This is a genomic window from Streptomyces sp. NPDC059989 (assembly GCF_042736975.1).
Lineage (GTDB): Bacteria > Actinomycetota > Actinomycetes > Streptomycetales > Streptomycetaceae > Streptomyces.
In genome coordinates, this window is record NZ_JBHWUO010000041.1 from 12,949 (window position 1) to 39,527 (window position 26,579).

At 72.6% G+C, this 26,579-nt stretch carries 26 protein-coding genes; 14 read left to right on the plus strand and 12 right to left on the minus strand.

Translation table 11 applies throughout. From position 1 onward, the window contains the following. Positions 1 to 18: 18 nt before the first annotated feature. A complete protein-coding gene (locus tag ACFWBN_RS29220; RefSeq protein WP_385181172.1) occupies positions 19 to 1,092 on the plus strand; it encodes a hypothetical protein in 1,074 nt (357 codons plus the stop codon). 114 nt (positions 1,093 to 1,206) lie between these two features. Further along, positions 1,207 to 2,037, plus strand: a complete 831-nt coding sequence (locus tag ACFWBN_RS29225; RefSeq protein WP_385181174.1) for a PhzF family phenazine biosynthesis protein — start codon at positions 1,207 to 1,209, stop codon at positions 2,035 to 2,037. A gap of 21 nt (positions 2,038 to 2,058) precedes the next feature. Here ACFWBN_RS29225 and ACFWBN_RS29230 read toward each other — a convergent pair whose 3' ends face one another. After that, a complete protein-coding gene (locus ACFWBN_RS29230; protein WP_385181177.1) occupies positions 2,059 to 2,868 on the minus strand; it encodes a thioredoxin domain-containing protein in 810 nt (269 codons plus the stop codon). Positions 2,869 to 3,101: 233 nt separating this feature from the next. On the opposite strand from ACFWBN_RS29230, the gene ACFWBN_RS29235 reads away from it, so the two are divergent. Further along, positions 3,102 to 4,799: a lytic transglycosylase domain-containing protein gene (locus tag ACFWBN_RS29235; RefSeq protein WP_385181180.1), complete on the plus strand. Its 1,698-nt coding sequence runs from the start codon at positions 3,102 to 3,104 to the stop codon at positions 4,797 to 4,799. Positions 4,800 to 5,069: 270 nt separating this feature from the next. Here ACFWBN_RS29235 and ACFWBN_RS29240 read toward each other — a convergent pair whose 3' ends face one another. Further along, the gene (locus tag ACFWBN_RS29240) at positions 5,070 to 5,273 is read right to left on the minus strand and encodes a cold-shock protein (protein WP_030012116.1); all 204 of its coding nucleotides are present in this window, start codon (positions 5,271 to 5,273) and stop codon (positions 5,070 to 5,072) included. 237 nt (positions 5,274 to 5,510) lie between these two features. On the opposite strand from ACFWBN_RS29240, the gene ACFWBN_RS29245 reads away from it, so the two are divergent. The 4 genes from ACFWBN_RS29245 to ACFWBN_RS29260 all read left to right on the plus strand — a co-directional run bounded on the left by ACFWBN_RS29245 (position 5,511) and on the right by ACFWBN_RS29260 (position 10,447). After that, positions 5,511 to 6,374 (plus strand): menaquinone biosynthetic enzyme MqnA/MqnD family protein, encoded by an 864-nt coding sequence (locus tag ACFWBN_RS29245; RefSeq protein ID WP_385181184.1) that lies wholly within the window; start codon positions 5,511 to 5,513, stop codon positions 6,372 to 6,374. A gap of 278 nt (positions 6,375 to 6,652) precedes the next feature. Continuing rightward, a complete protein-coding gene (locus tag ACFWBN_RS29250) occupies positions 6,653 to 8,509 on the plus strand; it encodes a protein kinase (RefSeq protein WP_385181187.1) in 1,857 nt (618 codons plus the stop codon). A 78-nt stretch (positions 8,510 to 8,587) separates the two neighbouring features. Continuing rightward, the gene (mqnC, locus tag ACFWBN_RS29255; protein ID WP_385181190.1) at positions 8,588 to 9,787 is read left to right on the plus strand and encodes a cyclic dehypoxanthinyl futalosine synthase; all 1,200 of its coding nucleotides are present in this window, start codon (positions 8,588 to 8,590) and stop codon (positions 9,785 to 9,787) included. Between the two features lie 3 nt (positions 9,788 to 9,790). Continuing rightward, positions 9,791 to 10,447 carry a hypothetical protein gene (locus ACFWBN_RS29260; protein ID WP_385181193.1) on the plus strand — a complete coding sequence of 219 codons (657 nt, stop codon included), beginning with the start codon at positions 9,791 to 9,793 and terminating at the stop codon, positions 10,445 to 10,447. Here the strand turns inward: ACFWBN_RS29260 and ACFWBN_RS29265 are convergent. Beyond that, a complete protein-coding gene (locus ACFWBN_RS29265) occupies positions 10,413 to 10,751 on the minus strand; it encodes a response regulator transcription factor (protein ID WP_385181195.1) in 339 nt (112 codons plus the stop codon). The genes ACFWBN_RS29260 and ACFWBN_RS29265 overlap by 35 nt on opposite strands. Before the next feature lie 54 nt (positions 10,752 to 10,805). Continuing rightward, entirely contained in the window at positions 10,806 to 11,747 is a 942-nt protein-coding gene (locus tag ACFWBN_RS29270) for a DUF3152 domain-containing protein (protein WP_385181198.1), read from the minus strand. A 261-nt stretch (positions 11,748 to 12,008) separates the two neighbouring features. Here ACFWBN_RS29270 and ACFWBN_RS29275 point away from each other — a divergent pair, with 261 nt between their 5' ends. Next, on the plus strand, positions 12,009 to 12,701 hold the full coding sequence (locus ACFWBN_RS29275; protein ID WP_385181201.1) for a demethylmenaquinone methyltransferase: 693 nt from the start codon (positions 12,009 to 12,011) through the stop codon (positions 12,699 to 12,701). Positions 12,702 to 12,707: 6 nt separating this feature from the next. Then, positions 12,708 to 13,619 carry a glutaminase gene (locus ACFWBN_RS29280; protein WP_385181203.1) on the plus strand — a complete coding sequence of 304 codons (912 nt, stop codon included), beginning with the start codon at positions 12,708 to 12,710 and terminating at the stop codon, positions 13,617 to 13,619. A gap of 1,983 nt (positions 13,620 to 15,602) precedes the next feature. Here the strand turns inward: ACFWBN_RS29280 and ACFWBN_RS29285 are convergent. Then, positions 15,603 to 16,133, minus strand: a complete 531-nt coding sequence (locus tag ACFWBN_RS29285) for a GNAT family N-acetyltransferase (protein ID WP_385181206.1) — start codon at positions 16,131 to 16,133, stop codon at positions 15,603 to 15,605. Positions 16,134 to 16,239: 106 nt separating this feature from the next. Here ACFWBN_RS29285 and ACFWBN_RS29290 point away from each other — a divergent pair, with 106 nt between their 5' ends. Then, positions 16,240 to 17,523 (plus strand): geranylgeranyl reductase family protein, encoded by a 1,284-nt coding sequence (locus tag ACFWBN_RS29290; protein WP_385181208.1) that lies wholly within the window; start codon positions 16,240 to 16,242, stop codon positions 17,521 to 17,523. 6 nt (positions 17,524 to 17,529) lie between these two features. Here ACFWBN_RS29290 and ACFWBN_RS29295 read toward each other — a convergent pair whose 3' ends face one another. The 5 genes from ACFWBN_RS29295 to ACFWBN_RS29315 form a co-directional block, all read right to left on the minus strand. Then, positions 17,530 to 17,811, minus strand: coding sequence for a hypothetical protein (locus tag ACFWBN_RS29295; protein WP_385181210.1), 282 nt, complete (start codon positions 17,809 to 17,811; stop codon positions 17,530 to 17,532). Between the two features lie 52 nt (positions 17,812 to 17,863). Beyond that, entirely contained in the window at positions 17,864 to 19,081 is a 1,218-nt protein-coding gene (locus ACFWBN_RS29300) for an ABC transporter permease (protein WP_385181213.1), read from the minus strand. Continuing rightward, complete coding sequence (locus ACFWBN_RS29305; protein WP_385181292.1) at positions 19,078 to 19,746, minus strand: ABC transporter ATP-binding protein; 669 nt, start codon at positions 19,744 to 19,746, stop codon at positions 19,078 to 19,080. The genes ACFWBN_RS29300 and ACFWBN_RS29305 overlap by 4 nt, the downstream gene beginning before the upstream one ends. Positions 19,747 to 19,964: 218 nt before the next feature. After that, positions 19,965 to 21,533 carry a peptidoglycan-binding protein gene (locus ACFWBN_RS29310; RefSeq protein ID WP_385181215.1) on the minus strand — a complete coding sequence of 523 codons (1,569 nt, stop codon included), beginning with the start codon at positions 21,531 to 21,533 and terminating at the stop codon, positions 19,965 to 19,967. Next, a complete protein-coding gene (locus tag ACFWBN_RS29315) occupies positions 21,530 to 22,009 on the minus strand; it encodes a hypothetical protein (RefSeq protein ID WP_385181217.1) in 480 nt (159 codons plus the stop codon). The genes ACFWBN_RS29310 and ACFWBN_RS29315 overlap by 4 nt, the downstream gene beginning before the upstream one ends. Positions 22,010 to 22,260: 251 nt before the next feature. Between ACFWBN_RS29315 and ACFWBN_RS29320 the strand changes: the two genes are divergently transcribed. Together ACFWBN_RS29320 and ACFWBN_RS29325 are read left to right on the plus strand one after the other, a co-directional pair. Next, a complete protein-coding gene (locus tag ACFWBN_RS29320; protein ID WP_385181220.1) occupies positions 22,261 to 22,668 on the plus strand; it encodes a hypothetical protein in 408 nt (135 codons plus the stop codon). A gap of 27 nt (positions 22,669 to 22,695) precedes the next feature. Next, entirely contained in the window at positions 22,696 to 23,667 is a 972-nt protein-coding gene (locus ACFWBN_RS29325) for a hypothetical protein (protein WP_385181223.1), read from the plus strand. Between the two features lie 47 nt (positions 23,668 to 23,714). Here ACFWBN_RS29325 and ACFWBN_RS29330 read toward each other — a convergent pair whose 3' ends face one another. Further along, entirely contained in the window at positions 23,715 to 23,990 is a 276-nt protein-coding gene (locus ACFWBN_RS29330) for a hypothetical protein (RefSeq protein ID WP_385181225.1), read from the minus strand. A gap of 446 nt (positions 23,991 to 24,436) precedes the next feature. Here ACFWBN_RS29330 and ACFWBN_RS29335 point away from each other — a divergent pair, with 446 nt between their 5' ends. Together ACFWBN_RS29335 and ACFWBN_RS29340 are read left to right on the plus strand one after the other, a co-directional pair. Beyond that, entirely contained in the window at positions 24,437 to 24,949 is a 513-nt protein-coding gene (locus tag ACFWBN_RS29335) for a hypothetical protein (protein WP_385181228.1), read from the plus strand. After that, the gene (locus ACFWBN_RS29340; protein ID WP_385181231.1) at positions 24,946 to 25,080 is read left to right on the plus strand and encodes a hypothetical protein; all 135 of its coding nucleotides are present in this window, start codon (positions 24,946 to 24,948) and stop codon (positions 25,078 to 25,080) included. Before ACFWBN_RS29335 ends, ACFWBN_RS29340 begins: the two co-directional genes overlap by 4 nt. Before the next feature lie 201 nt (positions 25,081 to 25,281). On the opposite strand, the gene ACFWBN_RS29345 is transcribed toward ACFWBN_RS29340, so the two are convergent. After that, on the minus strand, positions 25,282 to 26,127 hold the full coding sequence (locus ACFWBN_RS29345; protein ID WP_385181233.1) for a C40 family peptidase: 846 nt from the start codon (positions 26,125 to 26,127) through the stop codon (positions 25,282 to 25,284). Positions 26,128 to 26,579 lie beyond the last annotated feature (452 nt).

Consider the following 26,579-nt stretch of genomic DNA (forward strand, 5'->3'; position numbering starts at 1 on the left):
TCGGCGGGGAAGGAAGTCATGAACCTGAACCATCAGAAGGTGACGGCCGGACGGTCCCGGGTGCGGTCCCGGGTCCTGTTCGCCTCTGTGGCCGCCGCGGCGGCCCTGACCGGCCAGTTGATGGCGGTCGCCCCGGCCGCCTCCGCGGACGGGCCCCAGTCGTCGGGCACCGCCGTGAAGCAGCGGCCCTCGGACACCGGGCGGCCGTCCGGCACGGGGCGGCCCGCCGATACCGGGCGGCCCTCCGGCACGGGGAAGGACACCCACGCGTCCCCGGCCCCGACCCCGGCCCCCGTTCAGGTTCCGCACGGTCTGCTCCAGTTCAACGCCGACAACACCTTCGTCCCGCCGGCGGGCGTCACCCAGGTGTTCGTCCAGGCGTGGGGCGCCGGCGGGGGCGGCGGTGGCGGTGGCGGAGGCGGCAGCCTTCCGCGGACCAACGGCAACCCGAACGGGAACGGGAACCCGAACGGGAACGGGAACCCGAACGGGAACGGGAACACGAACGCGAACGGCACAGGCAACCAGGCCGCCGGCGGCAACGGCGTAGCCCAGCGTGCCGGTAGCGGCGGTACCGGCGGCGGCGGGGGCGGCGGCGGCTTCACCTGGTGCCTCATCAAGGTCACCCCGCTCGCCACCTACGGCGTGGACATCGGCGAACGCGGGGGCAACGGCCTCGGCGGCGCCGGGGGATCCGGCGGAGCGCCGGGCGTCGACGGCACGGCCGGCACCGCCGGGACCACCACGACCCTGACCAAGTCCTCGACCAACCGCGTGCTGCTCACCGCCACCGGCGGTACCGGCGGCGGGGGCGGCGGCGGGGGGAACGCCGTGAACGGCGCGCCCGGCACGCCCGGCGTGGGCGGCAACGGCTCCTGCTCCACGGGCGGAGTCAACCGCTCCGGAGGCAACGGCAACCCGGACGGCAGCGGCGGGGCCAACCCCGACGGCATCGTCGGCCTCGTGGCCGGCACCGCGGCCGGCGGCAACGGCGGAGCGGGCGGCCCCGGCTCCCGCTACCCGTCCGCCCCCGGCGCCCCCGGCGCGCCCGGCAAGCCCGGCGGCGACGGCTACGTGGTCATCTACTGGTAGCCCGCCCGCGGTCGCCCGCCCCCGCCGGCCCCACGCACCGGCCGGCGGGGGCGCCGACCACTCCTCCCGGATTGGCCTTGGCGGGGGCCCGGCCCGCGCCCTTAGCGTCCCGGGATGCGCATCCACGTAGTCGACGCCTTCACCGACCGTCCGTTCGCCGGGAATCCGGCGGGCGTGTGCCTCCTGCCCGCCGGCGAGTGGCCGCAGGACGCCTGGATGCGGCAGATCGCGGCCGAGCTGAACCACTCGGAGACCGCCTTCGCCCTCCCCCTGCCCGCCGGTTCCGGCGCCGACTGGGCCATCCGGTGGTTCACCCCGCTCGTGGAGTCCAAGCTGTGCGGCCACGCCACCCTGGCCACCGCGCACGTACTGCGCACCGAGCGGAAGCGCGTCGGCACCGTGCGGTTCGCGAGCAGGCGGTACGGAGTCCTCGTCACGCACGCGGACGCGGAGGGCGGCATCACCCTGGACTTCCCGGCCGCGCCCGGTACCGAAGTCGCCGTTCCGGACGGGCTGTCCGAGGCGCTGGCGCTGACCGCCGAGCCCGAAGCCGCCCTCGCCGCCGGCCCGCTCGGTGATCTGCTGGTCGTCCTGCCCGACGAGGCCACCGTCCGCGCCATGGCTCCCCGCCTGGACGCGGTGGCCGCCCTGACGCTCCGCGAGGGGCTGCGCGGCATCATCGTCACGGCCCCGGCGGCCCGGACCGGCCCGGAGTACGACTTCGTCTCCCGCTTCTTCGCACCGGCCCGGGGCATCCCCGAGGACCCGGTGACGGGCAGCGCCCACACCGTGCTCGCCCCCTACTGGTCGCGGCGGCTCGGCCGCGACCGCCTCACCGGCCTCCAGGCGTCCGCGCGCACCGGCCTGGTGCGCACCGCGGTGCGGGGCGACCGCGTCCACCTCACCGGCACCGCCGTGACGGTCCTGACCGGCACCCTCACGTAGAGCCGGGCGGCCGACGGTCGGCTACGGCTTCCGGTGCTGCGCGATCAGCTCCTTGAAGGCGTCCGGGGTGATGGACGCAATGCCCTCGCCCGAGTTGACCGTGATCTTCGTGCCGTCGATGAAGACCGCCGGGGTGCCCTTGACGTTCTCGTCGTAGAACGCCTGCCCGACCTTCTCCGCCCACGGCATGTAGGTGAGCTCCTTGACCGCCTTGTTGAACGCGGGCGTGTTCAGGCCCGGGACCTGGTCCGCCAGGTCCAGCAGGGTGGTGGTGGAGGCGAACTTGTCGTCCGTCTCCTTCTCCGGGTGGTTCCGGAAGAGGACCTGGAGGTACTCCATGAACTTCTCGGGGCTCTCGTTCACCGCCGCGCCCAGCGCGTTCAGCGCGCGCTTGGAGCCCTTGCCGCCGCCGAGCGCGCCGTCGAGGAAGGTCGCGAAGCGGTACTCGACCCGGTAGGCGCCCGCGTCGGCCTGCTCCTTGATGGTCGGGCCCAGGCCCTGTTCGGCTCCCGCGCAGTACGGGCAGCGCGGGTCGAGCCAGACCGTCAGCGTGTGCTTCGCGTCGGCCTTGCCGTACGGGACCACGATCCCGTCCTCGCCGGTGGTGTTGGCCGGCTGGACGAATGGCTTTCCCGCCGCCTCGCCGTCGCCCGTACCCGTCGCACTCATCGCGTACGCGCCGACGCCGACGGCGATGCCGAGCACCGCGGCCAGGGCGCCGCCGATGAGCAGCCGGCCGCGCAGCCTCGCGCGGCGCGCCTGCGCCTCCCGTTCGGCCCGCAGGCGTTCGCGGCCCTCGCGGCGCTGTTTCTTGGTGGTGCTCGTCGCCATAAATCCGAGCTTAGGGAGGGGAGACGGGAATATCAGGGGCCATAGGGGCAATGCGGACAGGGACTTACGTCCCCTGTCCGTTCTGCCATGAGACCCGGGTGAAGCCGAGACGAATGGTGCGTCACATCTCCAGGGGGGACGGCAAGTCGCATCCGAATACCTGATAGACAGTGGATATTCACGGCCCGACCGGCCGTAGTCCTTTGGACGGCTCCTGGGGGGATCGCCGCACTGTGAAGCCGCTTCACCGTCACCTCGTCAACACCTCGCGCAAGGTCCTGTGCACGGCCGCCCTCGCGGCCAGCCTGACCACCGCCGCGGTCGTGACCAATCCGTCGACCGCCGACGCGGGGGAGTCCGAACCGACCCCGGACAGCCCGCAGGCCACCGACCGCGGTGATGCCCGGCTGGATCTGCCCGACATAGTCGCCGATCCGCCGGCCGCCGGGGCCACCGCCCCGGAAGGGGCCAGCGGAATACCCGGGACCGCCCTCGACGCCTACAAGCGCGCCGAGCTGTCGGTGGCGGCCGCGCTCCCCGGCTGCAAGCTGCCCTGGCAGCTGCTCGCGGGCATCGGCAGGGTCGAGTCCGTGCACGCCTCGGGCTACGGGCTCAAGGCCGACGGCTACACCGAGAAGCCGATCCGCGGCCCCCGCCTCGACGGCAACGGCTTCGCCGAGATCCGCGACACCGACGGCGGCGCGTGGGACGCGGACACCGCCTACGACCGGGCCGTGGGCCCGCTCCAGTTCATCCCGTCCACCTGGAAGACCTGGGGCGCCGACGGCAACGGCGACGGCAAGCGGGACCCGAACAACATCTACGACGCGGCACTCGGCGCGGGCCTCTACCTGTGCGCGGGCGACCGGGACCTGTCGGTCGCGGCCAAGCTCGACTCGGCGATCCTCAGCTACAACAACTCCCGCGAGTACGTGAACACGGTGCTCGGCTACATGCGGCAGTACCAGGCCGGCGGGGTCACCGAGGTGCCGAACCCGCCCGCGGGCAACTACCCGACCCAGCCGCCCGGCAGCGGCCTGCCGACCCCGCAGCCCCAGCCGCAGACCCCGCGGCCGACGCCGACGCCGACGCCCACTCCCACGCCGACCCCCACCCCGAAGCCCACGCCCACCCCGACGCCGACGCCGACCCCGACTCCGGCCGCGCACCTGGCCGATCTGAAGCTGCTCGGCGGCGCCGGGCTCACGGCCGAGGTCGGGGCGGACTTCGCCGAGACCCCGAAGGTCAAGGCGGTCCTGAGCGACGGCAAGCCCGCCGTCGGCCAGGAGGTCGTCTTCGCGGTCGAGGAGGACAGCACCGGCGGGACCGGCTTCGGGAAGCCCGGGGCGGAGTCCGTCGAGAAGTCCGTGGCGATCAAGGTGGGCGCCGACGGCATCGCCGCCGCACCCGGGCTCAAGGCGGGCCCCCAGGGCGGCACCTTCACCCTGCGGGTCTCGGCGTACGACAAGACGGGCCGCTTCACGCTGAACCTCCCCGGCAAGGTCACCGCCAAGCCGGTCGCGGACAAGCTGGCCCGCCCGGACGGCGCGAAGCCGCTGGAGGCGGTCGCCGGCAAGGGCATCACGGGCGTCGAGGTCCTCGCCACGGCCGCGGGCAAGGCCGTCGAGGGCACGGAGGCCGTGGCCGAGCTGGTCGTGCAGGACAAGGACGGGAAGTGGGTCCCGGTGGACCCGGCGACCGCGAAGGGCCCGTACTTCAAGAACGAGAAGGGCAAGAAGATCTTCACCCTGGCGCTGCCCAAGACGGGCGCCGACGGCAAGATCCTCCTGCCGGACCTCTTCACCGACGCGGACCTCCCGGCCGGGACCTACTCCCTGCGCCTGACCACCCCGCAAAAGGTGACCCTGATCCTGGACATCAAGATCACCACCCCGACCCCGACCCCGACCCCGGACCCGGCCAAGCCGTAGAACCCCAGCGGCCCCCGGCCAAGGCCCGGCCCCGGCCGAGGCCCGGGACGGGCCAGGGTGCCGGGGCGGCCCCCGGCGGGGGCCCGCCCGGGCCCGCCCGTACAACGCAGCCGCCCCCGGCACCGTGCAAACGGTGCCGGGGGCGGCTGCGTGTACCCGCCACCCCACCCGGGAGGGAAAAGGCAGGAGCCCTGCCGCTCCGCTCGCGCAGAGGTGACAGGGCTCCTTGGGTACTGCTATTCCAACCGCGATTAAGGTTGGCCCAGGCGATTAGGCCGGGGTGACGTTCTCCGCCTGCGGGCCCTTCGGACCCTGCGTGACGTCGAAGTTCACCGTCTGGTTCTCCTCGAGGGAGCGGAAGCCAGAGGCGTTGATCGCGGAGTAGTGGACGAAGACATCCGGGCCGCCGCCGTCCTGGGCGATGAAGCCGAAGCCCTTTTCAGCGTTGAACCACTTCACGGTTCCGGTAGCCATGAGCCCTCCTATGGGCCAAAGGGTCGCCCTGCTCCAGAACCTGCTAAGAAGTCTGAAAACTACAAAAGCCTGCGGGTCACATTCTCCGCAGGCCTCGTACTGCAAGGGAAACCAAACTGCAACTTGCGTCGAGCCTAGCACGCACCCTGCGGCCGAGACCAGAGGGAAAGATCACGTCACTCGGACGTTTGAGACCCGCCGCAAGGCTGACGGCGACCCGGGGGCTAGTCTCGCGATGTGGACGTCTATCGCAGCCGGCCCCGCGTCGGCCACATCCAGTTCCTGAACTGCCTGCCCCTCTACTGGGGGCTCGCCCGTACCGGCACGCTGCTGGACCTGGAGCTGACCAAGGACAGCCCCGAGAAGCTGAGCGAGAGCCTCGTCCGGGGCGACCTCGACATCGCCCCCATCACCCTCGTCGAGTTCCTCCGCAACGCCGACCAGCTCGTCGCCTTCCCCGACCTCGCCGTCGGCTGCGACGGCCCCGTGATGTCCTGCGTGATCGTCTCGCAGCTGCCGCTGGAGCAGCTCGACGGCGCCCGAGTCGCCCTCGGCTCGACCTCCCGTACGTCCGTACGCCTCGCCCAGCTGCTGCTTTCCGAGCGGTACGGCGTCCAGCCCGACTACTACACCTGCCCGCCCGACCTGGGCCTGATGATGCAGGAGGCGGACGCGGCCGTGCTGATCGGCGACGCCGCGCTGCGCGCCTCCCTCCACGACGCCCCCCGGCTCGGCCTGGCCGTGCACGACCTGGGGCAGATGTGGAAGGAGTGGACCGGGCTGCCGTTCGTCTTCGCCGTCTGGGCCGCCCGCAAGGACTACCTCGCCCGCGAGCCCCAGGTGGTCCGCGAGGTCCACGAGGCCTTCCTCGCCTCCCGGGACGTCTCCCTCGAAGAGGTGTCCAAGGTCGCCGAGCAGGCGGCCCGCTGGGAGGCCTTCGACGCGGAACTGCTGGAGCGGTACTTCACGACGCTCGACTTCCGCTTCGGCGACGAACAACTGGCCGGCGTAAGGGAATTCGCACGCCGTACGGGAGTCACCACCGGGTATCCCGTGGATGTGGACGTCGAGCTCCTCGGTGTGGCCGCACTGGAGCACTGATCGGAATTGCCCGGTGGCAGCCCGCGGGGCTCCGGAAGGTCCGGGAATGACGGATATGCCGTCCCCCGTGAATTCCCCTCCCTTTCGCATTCCCGTCACCCGCGGGGAATGCGAAAGGGGAATGCGGCGCCCTCCGGCGGGCCGCGAGCGGCCGTGCGGCGCCGGGCGGCTCCGGCCGATCTCCCCGGCTTCCGGCCCGGCCCGCCCGCGCAGCCCCTAATCTGCTGCTTGGCCAGGTGACACGAGGGGCCCGGGAGCCCGGGCCATGGGGGGACGCGATGCAGTCGCTCGAAGCCGGCGAACCGCGGACCATCGGCCCGTACCGGCTGCTCGGCCGGCTCGGCGCGGGTGGGATGGGCCGGGTCTACCTCGGGCGCAGCGCGGGCGGCCGGACCGTCGCCGTCAAGATCGTGCACCCGCACTTCGCCTCCGACGAGGAGTTCCGGGCCCGGTTCCGCCGGGAGGTCGAGGCCGCCCGGCGGGTGGGCGGCGAGTGGACCGCGCCCGTACTCGACGCGGACCCCGAGGCTCCGGTTCCGTGGGTGGCCACCGGGTACGTGGCGGGCCCCTCCCTGGACCGGGCGCTCGCCGCGCACGGGCCGCTGCCCGAGGCCTCGGTACGGGCCATCGGCGCGGGTCTGGCCCGCGCCCTGGTGGCCGTGCACGGGCTGGGCCTCGTACACCGGGACGTGAAGCCGTCGAACGTGATGCTGACCCTCGACGGGCCCCGGCTGATCGACTTCGGGATCGCGCGGGCCACGGACGGCACCGCCTCGCTCACCTCCACCGGGGTCTCCGTCGGCTCGCCGGGCTACATGTCTCCCGAGCAGATCCTCGGCAAGGGGATCACCGGCGCGGCCGACGTGTTCTCGCTCGGGGCCGTCCTGGCCTTCGCCGCGACGGGGCGGCCGCCCTTCACCGGGGACAACTCGGCGACCCTCCTCTACAAGGTGGTCCACGAGCCGCCCGAGCTGGGCGCGGTCCCGGCCGGGGAGCTGCGCGAGCTGATCGGGGCCTGCCTGGCCAAGACCGCCGCCGACCGCCCGACACCGGAGGCCATCGCCGCGGCCCTCGGCGGCGCCCTGGGCGCGCCCGGCTGGCTGCCCGCACCCCTGGTCGAGGAGGCCAGCCGGGCCGCGGTGGCCCTGCTCGACCTCGACGCCGACTCCTCCACGGGCGACCCCGCTCCGGAGCAGGCGTCGGGCCCGGTCCCCTTCACCTCCCCCTCGTACGGGGGCCCCGCGGGGGCCGGCTTCGGCTCGCCCGACCCCTCCTACGGGGGCCAGGGCCCGGCGGGACCGTACGGCTCCATCGGCTCGGGCGCCGGGGTGTACGGGCTCCCGGCCGGGGCCCCGGACGGCGGTCCGGCCGCGCCGTACGGCCCGGGGTTCGGCTCGCCGGATCCCGCCTACGGGTCGGCCCCCGCGGCCGGCCGTACCGGCGGCCCGTACGGCCCGTACGGATCGCCCACCGAGACCGCCGGCGGGGGCGTGCCCGGGCCCCGCACCGCCCCCGACGGGCGGCAGGTCACCGTCCGCGCGGCCGGGCGGCGGTTCAGCTGCACGCTCGTGCTCGCCGCGGCGGCCGTCCTCGCGGTGCTGTCCGGCGGGCTCTACGGGATGGGGCTGCTGCCCGGCCAGGGCGAGAAGCACCGGGACACGGCCGAGGGCCCGCGGACCTCCGCCTCGGCGCCCGCGCCGGGAGCCACCCCGCCCTCGGCCACCCCGTCCTCCGGCGCTCCCTCCTCGGCCGCGCCGAGCGCGAGCGGGACCCGTACCGACGTGCCCAAGGAGCTCATCGGCACCTGGAAGGGCACCGTCACCACCGGCCGCCTCGGCGTCTCCTCGGAGTTCGAGATCACCATCAAGGGCGGCAAGGCCGGCGAGGTCGTCGCCCGGGACAAGTCGGTCCTGGCCGTCCTCGGCACCGACTGCAGCGGCGACTGGAAGCTCGCCTCCGCCACCGACCGCTCCCTCGTCCTGGACACCTCGGGCGGCCCCAACCCGGCTCCCGGCATCTGCTCCAACGGCTCCGCCGACGAGCGGTTCACCCTCAACCCCAACGGCACCCTGCACTACAAGTCGGGCGACAACCCGGCCGGAAACCCCGAGGGAGACCTCACCCGAAGCCCGTGACGGCTCGCCGCAGGCCCTGGCGTAGGCTGGATCGGTCCGGACCTTGACACAGACACACCGCCGAAAGGTGACTCACCGGTGACCGACCAGGCCGTTCTCCAGTCTGTCCTCGACCGCGCCGCCGCGGGGGGCCGGATCACCAAGGAAGAGGCACTCGACCTCTACCGCCACGCGCCGCTGCACGCGCTCGGCCAGGCCGCCGACGCGGTGCGCCGGCGCCGCTACGCCGGTACCGAGCACATCGCGACGTACATCATCGAGCGGAACATCAACTACACGAACGTGTGCGTCACGGCGTGCAAGTTCTGCGCCTTCTACGCGGCCCCCAAGGACACGAAGAAGGGCTGGTCCCGCGACCTCGACGACATCCTGCGCCGCTGCGCGGAGACCGTGGAGCTCGGCGGTACGCAGATCATGTTCCAGGGCGGGCACCACCCGGACTACGGCGTCGAGTACTACGAGCACCACTTCTCCGCCATCAAGAAGGCCTTCCCGCAGCTGGTCATCCACTCCCTCGGCGCGTCCGAGGTCGAGCACATGGCCCGGATCTCGAAGGTGTCGGCCGAGGAAGCGATCCAGCGCATCCACGCCGCCGGCCTCGACTCCTTCGCCGGCGCCGGCGCCGAACTGCTGCCGGAGCGCCCGCGCAAGGCGATCGCCCCGCTCAAGGAGTCCGGCGAGCGCTGGCTGGAGATCATGGAGATCGCCCACAAGCTGGGCGTGGAGTCCACCTCCACCATGCTGATGGGCACCGGCGAGACCAACGCCGAGCGCATCGAGCACATCGCGATGATCCGGGACACGCAGGACCGTACGGGCGGCTTCCGCGCCTTCATCCCGTACACCTACCAGCCCGAGAACAACCACCTGAAGGGCCGCACGCAGGCGACGATCTTCGAGTACCTGCGCATGATCGCGATCGCGCGCCTCTTCCTCGACAACATCGCGCACATCCAGGGCTCCTGGCTCACCGTCGGCAAGGAGGCGGGCCAGCTCTCGCTGCACTACGGCGCGGACGACCTCGGCTCGATCATGCTGGAGGAGAACGTCGTCTCCTCGGCCGGTGCCAAGCACCGCTCCAACCGCCAGGAGATCATCGACCTGATCCGCAAGGCGGGCCGCACCCCGGCGCAGCGGGCGACGACGTACGAGCACCTGCTGGTGCACGACGACCCGGCGAACGACCCGGTCGACGACCGCGTGGTCTCGCACATCTCCTCCACCGCCATCGAGGGCGGCACCGCGCACCCCGAGCTGAAGCTCATCTCCACGAACTGACCGATGCTGACGCTGCACACCGCCGAACTCCTCGTCCCCGGGGCGGGGTCCGAGTCCGGGTCCGCGCCCCTGGCCGGGGGAGCGGTCCTCGTCGAGGGCGACCGGATCGCCCGCGTGGGGCCGTTCGCGGACATCGCCGCGGACTATCCGCACGCGCGGACCCGCCGCTGGCCCGGGGTCCTCACCCCGGGGCTGCTGGTGCGCGGCGGGGACGTGCTGCTGGAGCGGACGTACTACCCCGACGACCCGTACGAGGTCGCCGAGCTCGGCGGCGACCCGATCAGCGGGGAAGCGGAGCTGGAAGCGCTGAAGATGACCGAGGCGCGGTGGGGCAACAGCGCCCGGCGGGGCACCCAGAAGCTCCTGGCCCGCGGGGTGGTGGCGGTCACCGGCCGCTTCACGATCCCGGCGGTGCGCACGGCGGTGGTCCGCTCGGGGCTCACCGTCCTGCCGCCGGCGGCCCCGACGCCGACCCCCTCCCTGGACCCCTTCGCGGGGCGGGACGCGGCCGAGGAGGCCTTCTACGGGGTCCTGGAACCGGGCGCCCCGGCCCGCTTCGCGGTCTTCGCCGTGGAGGATCCGGGGGCGCTGCCGGCGCAGGGCGCGACCAGCTGCGTGGCCACCGTCATCGGGGGCCGGCTGCTGCACCGCCGCCGCTGAGGGAGTCCTCCTCGCGGGCCTGGCCGTCCACACGGGCGAGGGCGGCGAGAAGGCAGGCCTGGAGGCGGCTGATCCCGCCCAGCTTCGCGCGTATGTTCACCACGTGGAACTTGACCGTGCTGACGGACAGTTGCAGCTCGGCGGCGAGCTCCGCGTTCGAGGCGCCGGTGGCCAGGCACAGGAACACCGCGGACTCCTGCTCGGTGAGCTGGGCCTGCCGGGGCGCCTGCGCGTCGTGCGAGTCCGAGTCCTGCGCGTCGTACGAGGGGAACCACGCGGGAACGCTGAAGCTGACGACGCGCACGGTTTCCACTCCCAGGCCCCCGGGCCGGCCCATCCGGTGGGCCGGCTCTCCCGGTTATGGGACGCGTGGGCCGGACAGATAAGTTCCGTTCGCGTCGTACGGCCAGGCATTCGCCTTGCAGCCGAGCAGCCCCTTGATCTGCTGCATCATCGCGGGCGCGGGCTTGCCCGGGCCGGGGCAGGTCTCGTGGTCGCGGCCTATCTCGTGCCCGACCTCGTGGTTGACGATCAGCGCCCGGTACTCCTCCACCGGCCCGCTGAACTGCGGGGATCCCTCCTGCCACCGCTTGAGGTTGACCACGACGGTGTGCCCGGCACGGCAGTTGGTCTCGCCGATCAGCTCGGGGGTCACCACCTCGCACAGCCGGTCGGTGGTCGTGGGCGTCGCGATCTTCACGGTGAAGTCCACCGGCTGGCCCGGTCCCGCGAGCTGGAAGGCGTACGCCGGGTCCCTGGTCCAGCCGCGCGGGTCCGCGAGGATCGACTCGACGGAGCGGGCGGCGGAGTCCGGGTCCACCCCGCTGCCCTCCTCGACCTCGATCCGCCAGCGGCGCACGGTCCCCTTGCCCTGGGGACTGCCGGAGGTGGCGGAGGACTTGAAGGTGCCGGGCCCGGAGACCGGGACGGGTGCCGAGGGCGCGCCGGAGCCGCCGGGGGAGGGCGTGGGCGAGCCGGCGGCCGGCTTGGAGGGTGCGGGGGAGGCAGGGCCCGGAGCAGCTGCCTGCTTGCCGCCCTGCGGGGCGGCGTCCGAGCCCCCGGAGGGCGTTCCGTCCTGCGGCCGGTCCGGCTGGACCGCCGCCCGGTCGTCCGCGGAGCCGGCGGTCTCGTCCCCCGGCACGACCGCGTAGGCGGTCGCCGAGACGGCGGCGAGTGCCGCCGAGCCGAGGATGATCGTGCGCCGCAGCCGCTTGCGCCGCTCCGCCCGGCGCTGGGCGCGCGGACTGGTGCGGGAGCGGCCGCTGGAATGGCCTGCCGGCATCGTGAGCCCTCTGTTCATGGCGGCCGCCACAGATCCGGCTGGTCAGGCCCATGATCCGGCGGGTGACCGTCACCGGGCCGCACCCGCCCCAGTCAACGTGGCGGAGGGGCCGGAATGCAACTGTCCTTCGGGCCAGTCCTTCGGGCAGGCCCTTCGCGCACGCCCCCGGGCCATCAGTACCTCGGGCCGGTACCCCGGGGACGCGGCGGGGCCTGAGAGGATGGGTCCGTACCCGCAGATCCGCATCCATCCGCATCGCACACCGAGGGGCGAACGCCAGTGACCCGCGCTTCCCTGGACAAGCAGCCGCACGAAGTCGCCTCCATGTTCGACGGGGTCGCGGCGAACTACGACCTCACCAACGACGTCCTCTCCCTCGGCCAGGCCCGGCTCTGGCGCAAGGAGGTCGCCAAGGCGGTCGGCGCGCGTCCCGGACAGCACGTCCTCGACCTGGCCGCGGGCACCGCGACCTCCTCGCTGCCCTTCGCCGCCACCGGCGCGTACGTGGTCCCCTGCGACTTCTCGCTCGGCATGCTGCGCGAGGGCAAGAAGCGCAACCCCTGGCTCCCGCTGACCGCGGGCGACGCGACGAAGCTCCCCTTCAAGGACGGCGTCTTCGACACCGTGACGATCTCCTTCGGGCTGCGCAACGTCCAGGACACCGACGCCGCCCTGCGCGAGCTGTACCGGGTGACCAAGCCCGGCGGCCAGGTCGTCATCTGCGAGTTCTCGCAGCCGACGTGGGCCCCCTTCCGGACCGTGTACACGGAGTACCTGATGCGGGCCCTGCCGCCCGTGGCCCGCGCCGTCTCCTCCAACCCCGACGCGTACGTGTACCTCGCCGAGTCCATCCGCGAGTGGCCGGACCAGCCCGCGCTGGCCGCGCTGCTGCAGAAGGCCGGCTGGGGCAAGGTCGCTTGGCGCAACCTGAGCGGCGGCATCGTGGCGCTGCACCGCGGCACGAAGCAGTAGCCCGCGGTGGACTACCAAACGCTGCTGGAGCAGGTCGCGGAGGACATCGTCCCGCTGATCGGCAGCGGCACGCCCGCCGAGTACATCCCGGCGCTCGCGTCCGTGGAGCCGCGGCGGTTCGGGATGGCGATCGTCGACCTCGACGGCAACGTCTTCGGGGTGGGGGACTGGCAGGTCCCCTTCTCCACCCAGTCCATCACCAAGGTCTTCGCGCTGGCGCTCGCGCTGGCGGAGGGCGGCGACAGCCTGTGGGAGCGGGTGGGCCGGGAGCCCTCCGGCAACCCCTTCAACTCCCTCGTGCAGCTGGAGTACGAGAACGGCATCCCGCGCAACCCGTTCATCAACGCGGGGGCGCTCGTGGTGACGGACCGGCTCCAGACGCTGACGGGTGACGCGAGCAGCGAACTGCTGCGGTTCCTGCGGGAGGAGAGCGGGAACCCGGACGTCGCCTTCGACGCCGAGGTCGCGGCCTCCGAGCACGAGCACGGCGACCGGAACGCCGCCGTCGCCCACTTCATGGCCTCGTACGGCAACATCGACAACCCGGTGCCGGCGCTGCTGGACCACTACTTCTGGCAGTGCTCCATCGAGATGAGCTGCGCGGACCTGGCGCGTGCCGCGCGCTTCCTGGCGCGGCACGGGCTGCGGGCGGACGGGTCGCGGCTGCTGACGCGGAGCGAGGCGAAGCAGATCAACGCGGTGATGCTGACGTGCGGGACGTACGACGCGGCGGGCGAGTTCGCCTACCGGGTCGGGCTGCCGGGCAAGAGCGGGGTGGGGGGCGGCATCGTGGCGGTCGTGCCGGGGCAGTGCACGGTGGCGGTCTGGAGCCCGGGCCTGGACGCGCAGGGCAACTCCGTCGCGGGCGTCGCCGCCCTCGACCGCTTCACGACGCTGACGGGGCTGTCGGTGTTCTAGGGGGTTGGGGGCGAGGAACGGGCCGGGTGTACGGGTTCACGCGTGTGCGGGACTTTTACCCCCTCGGGTCCCCGCACTGGGCCGGCGGTTGCCCACCCGCCCCCGGCTTGCCTGCCATGCCGATCGGTGGCTTCGGGGGTCGGGACCCAAGCGGGGGGCATCAGGGATGGTTTGGGGGTTTCCCGTCAGTCTCATCGTCTCTCCGTGTCGGGCCGGCCTGTCAAGGGCGCTCCCTGCGGTCGCGTCGCTTCGCGATGGCCTTCGGCCACCCTTGACAGACCGTCCCGCCACGGAAATACGAAGACTGCCGGGAACCCCCCAAAAGAACGGCACGGGGCGGAGAGACCGGGGCAGGGAGATCAGGGATGGGCTGCCTGGTTCCCGGGGCATGCCACTGCCCACCACCCAGGCTGGGCAGGGGTGGGGGCGCGGGCGCCAGGGAGACTTCCGCCCGGGGCGGATAGGCATGGATGTTCCGGGTCGGGGGCGGCCGAAGTGTCATCAGACAGCGGCCAGAGAGGGTTAGCGGCAGGTCAGGCGGGTGGACGCGTCAGATCGCTACGCGCTCCTCGCGGCTTGGCGTCCGGCGGCCGTCTGGGGCTGGGAATAGGCCGCCACTAATCGCTACGCGGCTGGGGTGATCTGGCGGCGATCAGCTCGCCATGGGCTGGACATAAGCCGCCCGAGATCGCTACAAGCGTCCCCGAGACGGCGACAGCGGGTAGTTTGTGCCGATTTGGCGGCGGATTGGAGGCCGCCAAGCGCCTTGGCGGAGTGTGAGGTTGAAAAGTCCGGCATCCGGCTCCATCTGGGCACTTCTCCACGACAAATCCGGCCGCAGACGCCCCCGACAGTCCGTCTCACGGCTGCGACCGCCACCAACCTGCCGCAGGCGCCCATCACGGGCACTCCTGGCGCCGGTGAGCGCGAGCAACCTGCCGCATCCGCCCACCGCTGGACACTTCTTGTGCCGGTGAGCGCCCGCCAACTACCGGCAGGCACCCGCCCACCGCACTGGACCTACCGATGAGCGCCACCAACTGCCCGCAGGCCCCCTCACGGGCACTTCTGGTGCGGGCTGGGCGCCGCGCGCTACCCGCAAACACTCACCCACGGCACATCTCCTACCGGTGGTCGCTGCCAACTACCCGCAGACGGATATCCATCACACGTCTTACCGGTGGGTGCTTCCAACTGCCCGCAGGCGCCTGCCCACGGGACCTCTTCTGCTGGTGGGTCCGCCAACTGGTCGCAGACGCCTGCCCACGGCACGTCGTCTGCAGGTGGGCGCCCCGCCGACCGCCCGCAGGCGCCCACCAGCCCCCACACCCACACCCTCGTGGGCGGCCTATGTCCAGCCCATGCCGGTCCGATCGCCGCCAGATCACCTCAGCCGCGTAGCGATTAGTGGCGGCCTATTCCCAGCCCCAGACGGCCGCCGGACGCCAAGCCGATAGGAGCGCGTAGCGATTTGACGCGTCTGCGGCTCCGGATGGGCTTCTCGCCGCTGTTTGGTGCAGGTAGGGCCGCCCCCGACCCGGAACATGCATGCCTATCGGCCCCGGGCGGGGGTCCGGATGGACCGGGAACGGGCAGTCGCTCCCTGATCGCCCCGCCCCCGGTCTCTCTGACCCGTGCCGTTCTTTTGGGGGGTTCCCGGCAGTCTTCGTATTTCCGTGGCGGGACGGTCTGTCAAGGGTGGCCGAAGGCCATCGCGAAGCGACGCGACGAAGGAGCGCCCTTGACAGGCCGGCCCGACACGGAGAGACGATGAGACTGACGGGAAACCCCCAAACCCTCCCTGATGCCCCCCGCTTGGGTCCCGACCCCCGAAGCCACCGACCAGCAGGCCGGGGGGGCGGGTAGGCAACCACCGGCCCAGGGCGGGGACCCGAGGGGGTAAAAGTCCCGCTCACGCGTGAACCCGTACACCCGGCCCGTTCCTCGCCCCCGCCCCCGCCCCTTCCTCGCCCCGCCCCTTCCTCACCCCCGCGCGAGCGTCAGTTCGTAGCGGCGGCCGACGCGGGTGCCGCCCGGGAGGGGGAAGCGGTCGGCCAGGGTCATGCCGAGGCGTTCCGCCACCGCGATCGACCGCGCGTTCTCGTCGTTGATCATCGCCACCACGTGCGGAACACCGGCCGCCCGGACCCGCTCCAGCGTCGCCAGCGCAGCGGCATACGCGTAGCCCTGGCCCCATGCCGTCCGGGCCAGCCGCCAGCCGATCTCGATCTCGCCGACCGGCCCCCACGCCTTCTCCCGGGGCCACGGCTGGGCGCCGGTGAAGCCGAGCACCGCGCCCTCCGCGTCCAGCAGCGTCCACAGGCAGTAGCCGAGCTGTGCGTCGTGCATGCGCTGCCGCGCGGTGATCTCCTCGTACACGGACGGTTCGGCCGGACCGCCGAGGAACTCCATGACGTCGGGGTCGTCGAAGACGCGGTGCCAGGCGTGCGCGTCCTCGTCGGTGGGCACGCGGAGCTGTACCACGGGCAGCGGCCGGGTCGGCGAGGTGGTCATCAGGGCAGCCCTTCGGATCGTGATCTCTCTCGCTGCATAGACTGCACATGTCCGGTGCCAATGGGCACCCTTTATCGAGCTAATCGAGCCTTCGGGAGATCCCGCCGTGACCGAGCCCCTCTCCGAACACTCCGCGGACGTGATCGTCGTCGGGGCCGGGCCCGCCGGCTCGACCACCGCGTACTACCTCGCCAAGGCCGGGTTGGACGTCCTGCTCCTGGAGAAGACGGCCTTCCCCCGGGAGAAGGTCTGCGGTGACGGCCTGACGCCCCGCGCCACCAAGCAGCTGGTGTCGATGGGCATCGACATCTCTGAAGAGGCCGGCTGGCTCCGCAACAAGGGCCTGCGCATCATCGGCGGCGGGCAGCGGCTCCAGCTGGACTGGCCGGAACTCGCCTCCTACCCGGACTACGGACTGGTCCGCAAGCGCGACGACTTCGACGAGACCCTGGCCCGCCAGGCGCAGAAGGCCGGCGCCCGCCTCTACGAGCGCTGCAACGTCGGCGAGCCCGTCCGCGACCCCCGCACCGGGCACATCACCGGCGTGCAGGCGAAGCTCGGCGAGGAGAAGACCCCGGTCACCTTCAGCGCCCCGCTCGTCGTCGCCGCCGACGGCAACTCCTCGCGCCTGTCCCTCGCGATGGGCCTGCACCGGCGCGAGGACCGGCCCATGGGCGTGGCCGTCCGTACGTACTTCACCTCGCCCCGCCACGACGACGACTACCTGGAGTCCTGGCTGGAGCTGTGGGACCGGCGCGGCCCCCAGGACCGGCTGCTGCCCGGCTACGGCTGGATCTTCGGCATGGGCGACGGCACGTCCAACGTCGGCCTCGGCATCCTCAACTCCTCCTCCGCCTTCAAGGAGCTGGACTGGCGCGAGGTCCTCAAGGCCTGGTGCGCGTCCATGCCGGAGGACTGGGGCTACACCCCCGAGAACATGACGCAGCCGATCCGCGGCGCGGCCCTGCCGATGGCCTTCAACCGGCAGCCGCACTACACCAAGGGCCTGCTGCTCGTCGGTGACGCGGGCGGCCTGGTCAACCCGTTCAACGGCGAGGGCATCGCCTACGCCATGGAGTCGGGCCAGATCGCGGCCGACGTCATCGTCCAGGCCCACTCCCGCGCCACCCCCGCGCTGCGCGAACTGACCCTGCACAGCTACCCGAAGGTCCTGAAGGAGACCTACGGCGGCTACTACACCCTGGGCCGCGCCTTCGTGAAGCTGATCGGCAACCCGAAGGTCATGAAGATCGCCACGCAGCGCGGCCTGACGCACCCGGTGCTGATGCGGTTCACGCTGAAGATGCTGGCCAACCTGACCGACCCGACGGGCGGCGACGCGATGGACCGCATCATCAACGGCCTGTCGAAGGTGGCCCCGAAGGCCTGACGAGGGCTACTGGTCCGCGGGTCGGGCGGGGGTTTCCCCGGCCCGGCCCGGTTCGGCGTCCGCGCCGTGCACCGTGCGCACGCACCGGGCCATCAGCACCAGCCCGCAGATCAGCAGCACCCCCGAGGCGCTCCAGCCGAGGCCCAGGGTGAGCGGGTGGCCCGGCTTCTGCCAGGGGCGGGCGGTGGTCAGCAGCCAGCCGCCGACCGCGAGGAGGCAGAGCCCGAGGGCGGCCGGAACGGCGGCCCCGCCGCCGGTGCCGTGGTACTCGTACGGCTTGGTGCTCACGGACCACCACCTCCAGGGTCGGGCTGCGGTCTGAGGGTCAGGCGCGCAGCCGCTATCTTCGCAGGGCCTCGGCCGGTTCGATACGGGCTGCCCGCCAGGCGGGATAGAGCCCGGCCAGCAGCCCCGTGACCAGCCCGGCGAGCGGGGCCGCGGCGACGGTGGCGGGGTGGATCACCGGGGTCCAGTCGCGGGCCAGGGAGACGGCGACCACGGTCAGCTCGCCCAGGGACGTGCCGACCAGGCCGCCGAGCGCGCCCAGCGTCGCGGACTCGGTGAGGAACTGGGCGGAGACGTGCCGGCCGCGGGCGCCGAGGGCCCGGCGCAACCCGATCTCGGCGGTCCGCTCCAGCACGGCGACCAGGGTGGTGTTCGCGATCCCGACGGCGCCGATGACCAGGCAGATCCCGGCGAGCAGCAGGAAGAGCGCGCTCAGGTCTGAGGTCACGCCGGAGCGCAGCATCCGCGGATCCGGGGGCGGTACGGCCTTGAGGTACTCGGGATGGTCGGGGCGCAGCGCCAGCGGGGCGAGGTCGGCGACCTGGCGGGCGGCGCCGAGTTCGGCGGCGATCAGCATGCTCGCGGCGGCCGGCGGGGGAGGGCCCCACAGCTCCTCGGCGGTGGCCCGGGGCACGAGCACCGACAGCAGGTTCTCCGGCTTGCGCTCGACGTCGGCGAGGATGCCGGCGACGGTGAAGGGCTCCTGGCCGATGTAGAGGGCGGGCCGGGTGGCCAGGGTGGTGATGCCGAGCCGTTCGGCGACGCCGCTGCCGATGAGCACGACGTGCTGGCGGCTCCGCTCGGCGAAGTCGTCGTAGAGCCGCCCCTCCTGGAGGGTGGGCACGAGCGCGGCGACGGCCCCGGGGGAGGCGGCGACGACGCTGATGCCGGTGGCGGCGTTGCCGCCGCCGGAGGGCAGGGCGCCGACGGTGGTCGTCGAGTCCAGCCGCACGGTCCACATGACCCCGGCGCTGCGGATGCCCGCGACGGCGCGCAGCCGCTGCTCGGCGTCGGCAGGGAAGCCGGGACCGGCGAACTCGTTCTGCCGGCCGGCGATGTCCTCGACGGTCACCTCGGTGGCGGTCAGGACGTTGAACCGGCCGTCGATCTGGGAGGAGATGGTGGCGGTCAGGCCCAGCACGGCCACGAAGCTGCCGACGCCGAGCACCGTCCCGAGCGCGGTGAGCACGGCCCGGCCGGGGCGGCGCAGCATGCCGGCGACGGCCTCGGCGAGGGCGTCGCGTACGGACAGCCGGGTCGGATCCACCCTCACGCGGCCACCTGCTCGCGCAGCAGGCCGTCGCGGACGGTGACGGTCCGGCGGCCGCGCGCGGCGACCTCGGTGTCGTGGGTGATCACCATGACGGTCATCCCCGCGGCGTGCAGTTCGTCCAGCAGGGTCAGGACGGAGGCGGCGTTGGCGGAGTCCAGATTGCCGGTCGGCTCGTCGCACAGCAGCAGCGAGGGCCGGCCGACGAGGGCGCGGGCGATGGCCACGCGCTGGCGCTCGCCGCCGGAGAGGCGGCCGGGGACGGCGGTCTCCCGGTGGCTGAGGCCGACCTGTTCGAGGGCCTCGCGGGCCCGCGTGAGGCGCTCCGCGCGGGGGACCGAGGTGTAGAGCATGGCGAGGGCGACGTTCTCCAGGGCCGAGCGGTGGGGCAGGAGGTGGAAGGACTGGAAGACGAAGCCGATGCGGCGGCCGCGCAGGGCGGTCCGGTCGCGGTCGGGGAGCCCGGCGGTGTCGATGCCGTCGAGGAGGTAGTGGCCGGCGGTCGGGGAGTCGAGGAGCCCGGCGACGTTCAGGAAGGTGGACTTGCCCGAGCCGGAGGGGCCCACGATGGTGACGAACTCGCCGCGGTGCACGATCAGTTCGCAGGGCTTGAGGGCCTCCACGGGCGGCGGCCCGGGATAGGTGAGCGCGACCCCCCGGAACTCGATGACGGGGGTGCCGGGGGTGCCGGGGGTGCCGGGGGTGCCGGGGGTGCCGGGGGTGCCGGGGGTGCCGGGGGTGTCGGGGGTGCCGGGGGTGCCGGGGGTGTCGGCAGTGTCCGCGGCACCGGGGAGATCAAGTGCATCAGGTGCATCAGATGCATCGGGGGCAGCCGGATCCGGGGGCCCGCCGGATCCGGTACGGCGCGGGCGGGGGAACGGGAACCTCACCTGGCGGTCCCCTTCGGGGCGACGCCGATGACGACCCGGGTGCCCGCGGCGAGCGCACCGGCCTGTACCGGGCTCACGGCCACGTAGCCGTCGCCGTTGGTGCCGGTGCGCACCTCTATGCGCCGCTGCGTGCCGTCGGCTGCCACGGCGGTGACGACCGTACGGCCGTCCGCGCCGGCGGAGACGGCGGTGACCGGGACGACGAGGGCCTCGCCGTCGGTGGAGGCGGACTCGATGGTCAGCCGCACGTCCTGCCCGGCGAATCCGGCGGGCAGCGGCTGGTCGGCGCGGACCACCATCCGGTAGCCGAGATCGGCGCCGCCGCTCTTGCCCTGGGCGGCGCCGCCCTGGCCGGCCCCCTGGGCGTTCTGGTCGGGCTGCTGTCCGGCCGGCGGGCCGGAGGACCGCTCGGTGGCGACCGCGGAGACCTTGCCCCGGGCGTCGGTGCCGGCGACCTCGGAGGAGACCGTCACCGCCATTCCGGCGCGCAGCAGCTGCTTCTTGTCGTCCTTCAGGTAGGCCTCGACGACGAGTTCCCCGGCGGACAGCGTGAGCACCGACCCGGACACGGGTCCGCCGACGCGGCCGCCGACCCCGCTGACGCGGGCGGGGAAGGCCCCGAGGAACACGGTCTCGGCGGCGGGCAGCATCGGCCCGTCGGCGGCCTCGGCCGTGGCCAGCCGGGTCCGGGCGTCGGTGAGTGCCTGGCGGGCGCGGGAGGCCGTACGGTCGGCATCGCCGGAGCCGCCGCCGGTCCCGGCGGTCTTCCCGCCGTCGGTCCCGGCGGTCTTCCCGCCGTCGGCGCCGGCCGTCTTCCCGCCGGGTGCGGCGGTGGCGCCGGGAGCCGCCGCCTGGCCCGCGCGGGCGTTCTCGGCGTCCTCGACGGCCCACTCGGCCGACCGTACGGCCTCCCGCGCGGCCTTGAGGGCCTCGCCGCCGTCCGCCACCGCGGGCAGCGGGTCGTAGCCGATGGCCCGGTAGCGGGCGGCGAGCGCGGCCTTGGTGCCCGGGCCGAAGAAGCCCTTGGGGTCGGAGCCGGTGCCGTGTCCGAGCTCCCGCAGCGCCTGCTGCAACTGCGCGACGTCGTCGCCGGTGGCACCCGGCTTGAGGTCGCGGTAGACGGGCAGGGTGCCTTTGAGGGTGAACACGGGCCGCCCCGACACCTCGGCCAGCAGCTGCCCGGCGGCGACCGCGTCCCCGGCCTTGAGCGGCAGTTTGGTCACCACGGGCGTGCCCGCGCCCTCGCCGGAACGGGGCTGCGGGGACACCTCGATGCTCTGGTCGGCGACCACGGTCCCGCGCATCACCACGGTCTGCGCGAGCACCCGCCGCTCGACCTCCGCGGTCAGCGGCCCCTGCACGGGCGGCCCGGTCTCCGCGGCCACCTGCGCCGGGGACTTCACCACCGCGGTGGCCAGCAGCCCGCCGACGGCCATGAGCGCGGCCCCGGCCACCACGCCGAGCACCACGCGCCGCCCCCGGGCGAGACCGCTCCGGTCCGCCTCGGCGGCGGAGGCCGGCGCGGAGCTCCGTACGTCTTCCACGACGTCCCGCAGCTCGCTCACCCGCCGACCACGCTCTGGCCGCCGGGATTCCTTTCCTGCCGGCACGAGCGGACCGCTTCGATGTGCTTCGTCCTGAGTTCGGCCGCCTGCTCCGGGGAGAAGTCGGGCCACCGGCCGGTGACCGGATCCGGGTCCGGGTACCAGGAGACGCCCTCGGCCCGCAGGCACGCGGCCTCCTTCTGCGCGGCGGCCAGCAGCTTGGGGTCGGCCTTCTCGGGGGAGGGCGGCGTCGGGGCCTTGTCCTCGCAGGCCTTCTGGGCGGCGGGGAGCTTGTCGAGCGGCTTGTCCTTGTCCACGCGGAGTGCACCGGAGTCGGTGTGGACGATGGCCACGCCGTGGTCCTCGAGGCAGTCGTAGTAGGCGATCTCCGCCTTGCCGGGCGGAGGACTATCGCTCGCCGAAGGCTCTTTGTCACCGGAGCACGCGCTGAGCGCGAGGGCCAGGGCAAGGGCTGTGGCGGGCACGTACTTGCGCATGAAGGGCGCTCCCCCGAAGTGGCATCTGGATGAGGGCGCCGCAGAGTGACGTGACGTGACGTGCGAACGCGATTCGTGATCCTAGGGAGGGTTTCCGGGGTGGGCAAGTCCCGTCTCAAAACAGCTTTTTGACTGTCCGTCGATTGAGATTTGAGCTTGTGTCCGGATCTTGACTGTATTTAACTCCCGCCAGGCGTCAGGCCGTTGGCGACTCAGCCCTGTTGTCTCTTCCTATGGTGAGGAATGTGCGAATGAACAAGAACCTGCGCGCACTGCGTTTCGCGGCTGCCCCTGCGGCCATTGCCGCCGCCCTGCTGGTGACGACGGCCTCGCCCGCTTCGGCGTGGGTGCACGACGGGTACCTGGAGCAGTTCGAGTTCGGCCTGTACTGGGACGCCGGTCAGCAGGGCTGCGTCTTCGACAGCAACAACGACGACCCCAACCTCACCAACGACTACTTCACCGGTCCGGCGGGCTGCGGTGGCCGCGGTCAGAACGTGAACGACAACACCTACTCGTACAAGAACCTGGACGTTTACGGCCGGTACGTCTACACGAACAGCAACTACAGCGGAATCCGGGGCTCGGTCCCGAAGGGCTGGACCGGTGACGCTTCCAGCAACTTCAAGAACTCGATCAGCTCCCTGGAGTGGTACTAAGCCGCCAGAACCCCGAAGGAACCGCTCATGTCTCCCGCCCGGCGCCGCCAGGCCCTCACCACCGCCGTTCTGACGGCAGCCGTCACCCTGCTGGGAGGCTGCGCCGACGCCGGCGGGGGGAAGGGCAAGGACGGCCGCGAACCTGCCCTCGGCCCCGTCGCGGCGAACCCCGCCACCTCGGCCATCTCCCTGCCCCTGGACGCCTATACCGACTCCGCCGCCGAGACCCGGCGGATGGACGGGGTGCAGGACCGGCTGACGGCTCAGTGCATGGCCCGGTACGGGTTCACGTACGAGGATCCGTCGGCGCGGACCGGGGCCTCCGGCGATGACGAGGATCGGCACCGGAACCTGTTCGGGGTGGCGGACCCCGCGCAGGCGGCGGCGCACGGCTACGACGACACCGCGGGGGGCCCGCGCACGGCGAAGCCGGCTCCGCCGCAGCTCACCGAGAGCGCGGCCGCCGTGCTGTTCGGGACCCGGCCGGGCGAGAAGGTTCCCTCCGGCCCGGATCCGAAGACCCAGGAGGAGGCCGACAAGGCCGACAGCGGGGTCGAGGCCGGCGGGCAGAAGGTGCCGGCCGGCGGCTGCCTGCGGGAGGGGTACCGCAAGCTGTACGCGCCCACCAAGGACAGCGTCGACCTGCTCTTCTCCTTCGGGCTCGCCTCCGAGGCGCACACCCGGTCGCAGCGGGACTCCCGGGTGGCCGCCGTGCTGAAGGGCTGGTCCGACTGCATGTCCAAGGCCGGGTACGGCGGGGTGGAGACCCCGTACGACGTGACGGGGAAGCTGGGCTTGGAGGACGACAAGGCCGGTCCCAAGGCGGTCGCCGTCGCCGGAGCCGACGTCAGGTGCAAGCGCGAGGTGAACCTGGTGGGCGTCTGGGCGGCGGTGGAGACGGCGTACCAGGGGCAGCTGGTGGAGGAGCACGCGGAGACGCTCGCCCTCTACAAGAAGCAGCGCGACGCCCGCTTCAAGCTGGCGGCTTCGCTGGTCTGACGGCGTGAGCGCGGGGCCCCGGCCGTTTGGGCCGGGGCCCCACCCGTCTACCTGGCGCCGAGGCACTTCCGCAGGGCGTCCGCGTGGTCCCGCTTCAGGCTGCCCCGCTGTTCATCGGTGAGCCCGACATCGGTGAACTCGCCCGTCACCGGGTCGGGGTCCGGGTACCAGGAGACGCCCTCGGCCCGCATGCAGTCGGTCTTCTTCTGCCCGGCGGCGATGACCTCGGGGCCGGCCTGCTGCGGGGCGGCCTGCGGCGGGAGCTTGTCGGCGCAGGCCCGCTGGCCCGCCTCGACCTTTTCGATGGGCTGCGTCTTGTCCACGCGCGGTGCCCCGTAGTCCGTGTACACGATCTTCAGGCCCTGCCCCTTGAGACAGTCGTGATAAGCGATGTCCGCTGCGGTGGGCGGCGGACTGTCACTTGCCTTCGGCTCCCCTTTCTCGGCTCCACAGGCCGCCAGCGAAACGCATATGAGGAGCAGTGGAGCCAGATGGCGTGCGCGCACGTCGGGATTTCCCTTGCAGCGGTAGAAGTAGGAATCGAGTGATAGTAGGCAGCGCGGTCAAGTGCCGCAAGCTACCTGCCAGTCAACGAATTTGAACGTCCATCAGGCAAGAAGGGGCTTGCCCGCGGACGCGTCGGGCTGTTGAATCCCGGCCGGGTGGGCGGATATCCGGAATTCGGGTTCGGACTTTTCTATAACTCCGGCGGACTGGATTGTGTCTTCGGCCACCGCTTGAGCGGAAGCCGAAATAGGGAGCCCACCCGATGGGAACCGCCCGCCGCCAATGGACCGTCCTGCTGGCGGCCGGGCTCCTGGCCGGCTGCTCCGGTACCGGTGGCGCCGAGGGCGGCGAGCCGAAGCTCGGGCCCGTGGCGGTCAACCCGCCGACGGCCGGACTGTCCTTTCCGATGGACGCGTACACGGACACCGAGGCCGAGCGGATCCGGATGGGCCAGGCACAGCAGGTGCTGGTCTCCCGGTGCATGGCCCGGTACGGGTTCGCCTACGACGGGGTGAAGTCGGCCGAGGCCGGGGGCGGAGAGGCAGAGGACCGGCACCGGTACCTCTTCGGGTCGGCCGATCCGGCGTTCGCGGCAGCCCACGGATACGACAAGTCCGCCGGCGAGGGAAAGCCGCCCAAGCTGCCGGCCCCGCAGCTGAGCGACAGCGCCTACGTCGTCATGACGTCGTCGAGAAGCTGGGCCTGGAGAGCGACAGGGGCGGACCCAAGGCCGTCAGCGCGGCCAAGGCCGATGTCGCGTGCAAGCGCGAGGTGAACCTCGTCGGGATCTGGGCCGCCGTCGAGAAGGCGTACCAGGAGCGGCTGGTGGAGGAGCACGCGGAGACGCTCGCCCTCTACAAGCGGCAGCGCGAGGCCCGCTTCAAGCTGGCGGCGGGCCTGGGCTGAGCCGAGGGACGCCCCACACGCGCCGCACACGCCCCGCGCGCCCCCGAGACGGCCCGAGACGGGCCGAGGAGGCCCGAAGTGGCCCGAGGTGGCCCCGAGGCGGGCCCAAGCCGCCCCCGGGCAAGACGAAGGGCCGGTACTCCACCCCCGAGCGGGGGAGTACCGGCCCTTCGTGACGCCAGAGAGCGCGCGGACGACGGCTCAGAGGACGCGCACGGCGCCCGTCGGCTTGTCGTAGCTCAGGTTGCGCTCGACGATGCCCGTGCTGGGGTTCTGCGCGCCGACGAACTTGCCGCCGCCGACGTAGATGGCCACGTGGTACGCGCTGCCCTTGGAGCCCCAGTACAGGATGTCGCCCGGCTGCAGGGCGTTGAGCGAGACGGACGTGCCGGCCGAGGACTGCGCCTGGGACATGCGCGGCAGGGAGATGCCGGCCTGGCGGTAGGCGGCCTGGACGAGGCCGGAGCAGTCGAACGAGGACGGGCCGGTGCCGCCCATGACGTACGCCTTGCCGACCTGCGCGCGGGCGAAGTTCACGATGGCCGCGGCGGAGCCGGTGGCCGGGGCGGCCACGGAGGCGCCGGAACCGTCGCTGGAGGTCGAGCCCGAGGAGGACTTGGTCGACAGGGAGGCGCGGGCGGTGGAGCGGTTGGCACGCTCGGCCTCGGCCTTGCGGGCCGCCTCTTCCTGGACCTTCTTCTCGGCGTCGGCCTTCTGCTGGGCGTCTTCCTTGGCCTTCTTCGCCTCGGCGGCGGCGCCGGTACGGGCGCTCTCCTCCTGGGCGGTCAGTTCGCCCTCGACGGCGGCCGCGCGGGTGTTCTCGGCGGCGGTGGTGACGGCGGAGGAGACCTCGGCGGCCAGGTCCAGGTTGAGGACCGGCATTTCGAGCGTCGTCTCGGCCACGGGCTCTGCGGACGGGGACGCGCTCGCGGTGCCGGCCATGGCCAGGGTGCTGAGGACGCCACCGGCAACTCCGGCGCGGACCGCGAGCTTCGAGGCGCTGCGGCGGGGCTTCCGGTGGCTGGGTATGTGAGCGGTGGTGGACATGAGGACAACCGCTATCAGGGGCCCCGGGGTCCCTTCAAGAAACGTGGTCTGCGCCACAGTTGTGCGCGAAGGGCGCGAACCGGGCGCGTCGCGCTTCTCATTGACGCCGTATCGGGCGAAACGGACAGGCGCTCACAAGGCTGTGATCATGGGGTTTCCGCAATAAGTCCGTATTGATCCCCGGCCTACCATCCCTCCGGACAGATGGCCAAGCCCTCTTTCGCCGTCACGAATCGGGAGTGGCGCAGGTCACAGAAGAGTCACGCTGTGCGGACGCTGTGGCCCGGTCGTGATCTCGCTGTGAACCGACCGCCGGGATTCGTGAACGGATGCACACGGATGACGGGCCCCGCGTCCCTCCGTCTGCCCCGTGTCCACCTCCGTATGCGCGGGCTCCCCCGACCGGATGACGCCGATCCCTTTATCATTCCCGCGCCCGTGTTGCCAATTTG

Excerpts from the sequence above, each read along its gene's own strand:
- ACFWBN_RS29250 (WP_385181187.1), top strand. The coding sequence starts at position 6,653 with ATGCAGTCGCTCGAAGCCGGCGAACCGCGGACCATCGGCCCGTACCGG.
- ACFWBN_RS29225 (WP_385181174.1), top strand. The coding sequence starts at position 1,207 with ATGCGCATCCACGTAGTCGACGCCTTCACCGACCGTCCGTTCGCCGGG.
- ACFWBN_RS29240 (WP_030012116.1), bottom strand. The coding sequence starts at position 5,273 with ATGGCTACCGGAACCGTGAAGTGGTTCAACGCTGAAAAGGGCTTCGGC.
- ACFWBN_RS29315 (WP_385181217.1), bottom strand. The coding sequence starts at position 22,009 with ATGCGCAAGTACGTGCCCGCCACAGCCCTTGCCCTGGCCCTCGCGCTC.
- ACFWBN_RS29230 (WP_385181177.1), bottom strand. The coding sequence starts at position 2,868 with ATGGCGACGAGCACCACCAAGAAACAGCGCCGCGAGGGCCGCGAACGC.
- ACFWBN_RS29285 (WP_385181206.1), bottom strand. The coding sequence starts at position 16,133 with ATGACCACCTCGCCGACCCGGCCGCTGCCCGTGGTACAGCTCCGCGTG.
- ACFWBN_RS29270 (WP_385181198.1), bottom strand. The coding sequence starts at position 11,747 with ATGAACAGAGGGCTCACGATGCCGGCAGGCCATTCCAGCGGCCGCTCC.
- ACFWBN_RS29320 (WP_385181220.1), top strand. The coding sequence starts at position 22,261 with ATGAACAAGAACCTGCGCGCACTGCGTTTCGCGGCTGCCCCTGCGGCC.
- ACFWBN_RS29260 (WP_385181193.1), top strand. The coding sequence starts at position 9,791 with ATGCTGACGCTGCACACCGCCGAACTCCTCGTCCCCGGGGCGGGGTCC.
- ACFWBN_RS29220 (WP_385181172.1), top strand. The coding sequence starts at position 19 with ATGAACCTGAACCATCAGAAGGTGACGGCCGGACGGTCCCGGGTGCGG.
- ACFWBN_RS29325 (WP_385181223.1), top strand. The coding sequence starts at position 22,696 with ATGTCTCCCGCCCGGCGCCGCCAGGCCCTCACCACCGCCGTTCTGACG.
- ACFWBN_RS29335 (WP_385181228.1), top strand. The coding sequence starts at position 24,437 with ATGGGAACCGCCCGCCGCCAATGGACCGTCCTGCTGGCGGCCGGGCTC.
- ACFWBN_RS29345 (WP_385181233.1), bottom strand. The coding sequence starts at position 26,127 with ATGTCCACCACCGCTCACATACCCAGCCACCGGAAGCCCCGCCGCAGC.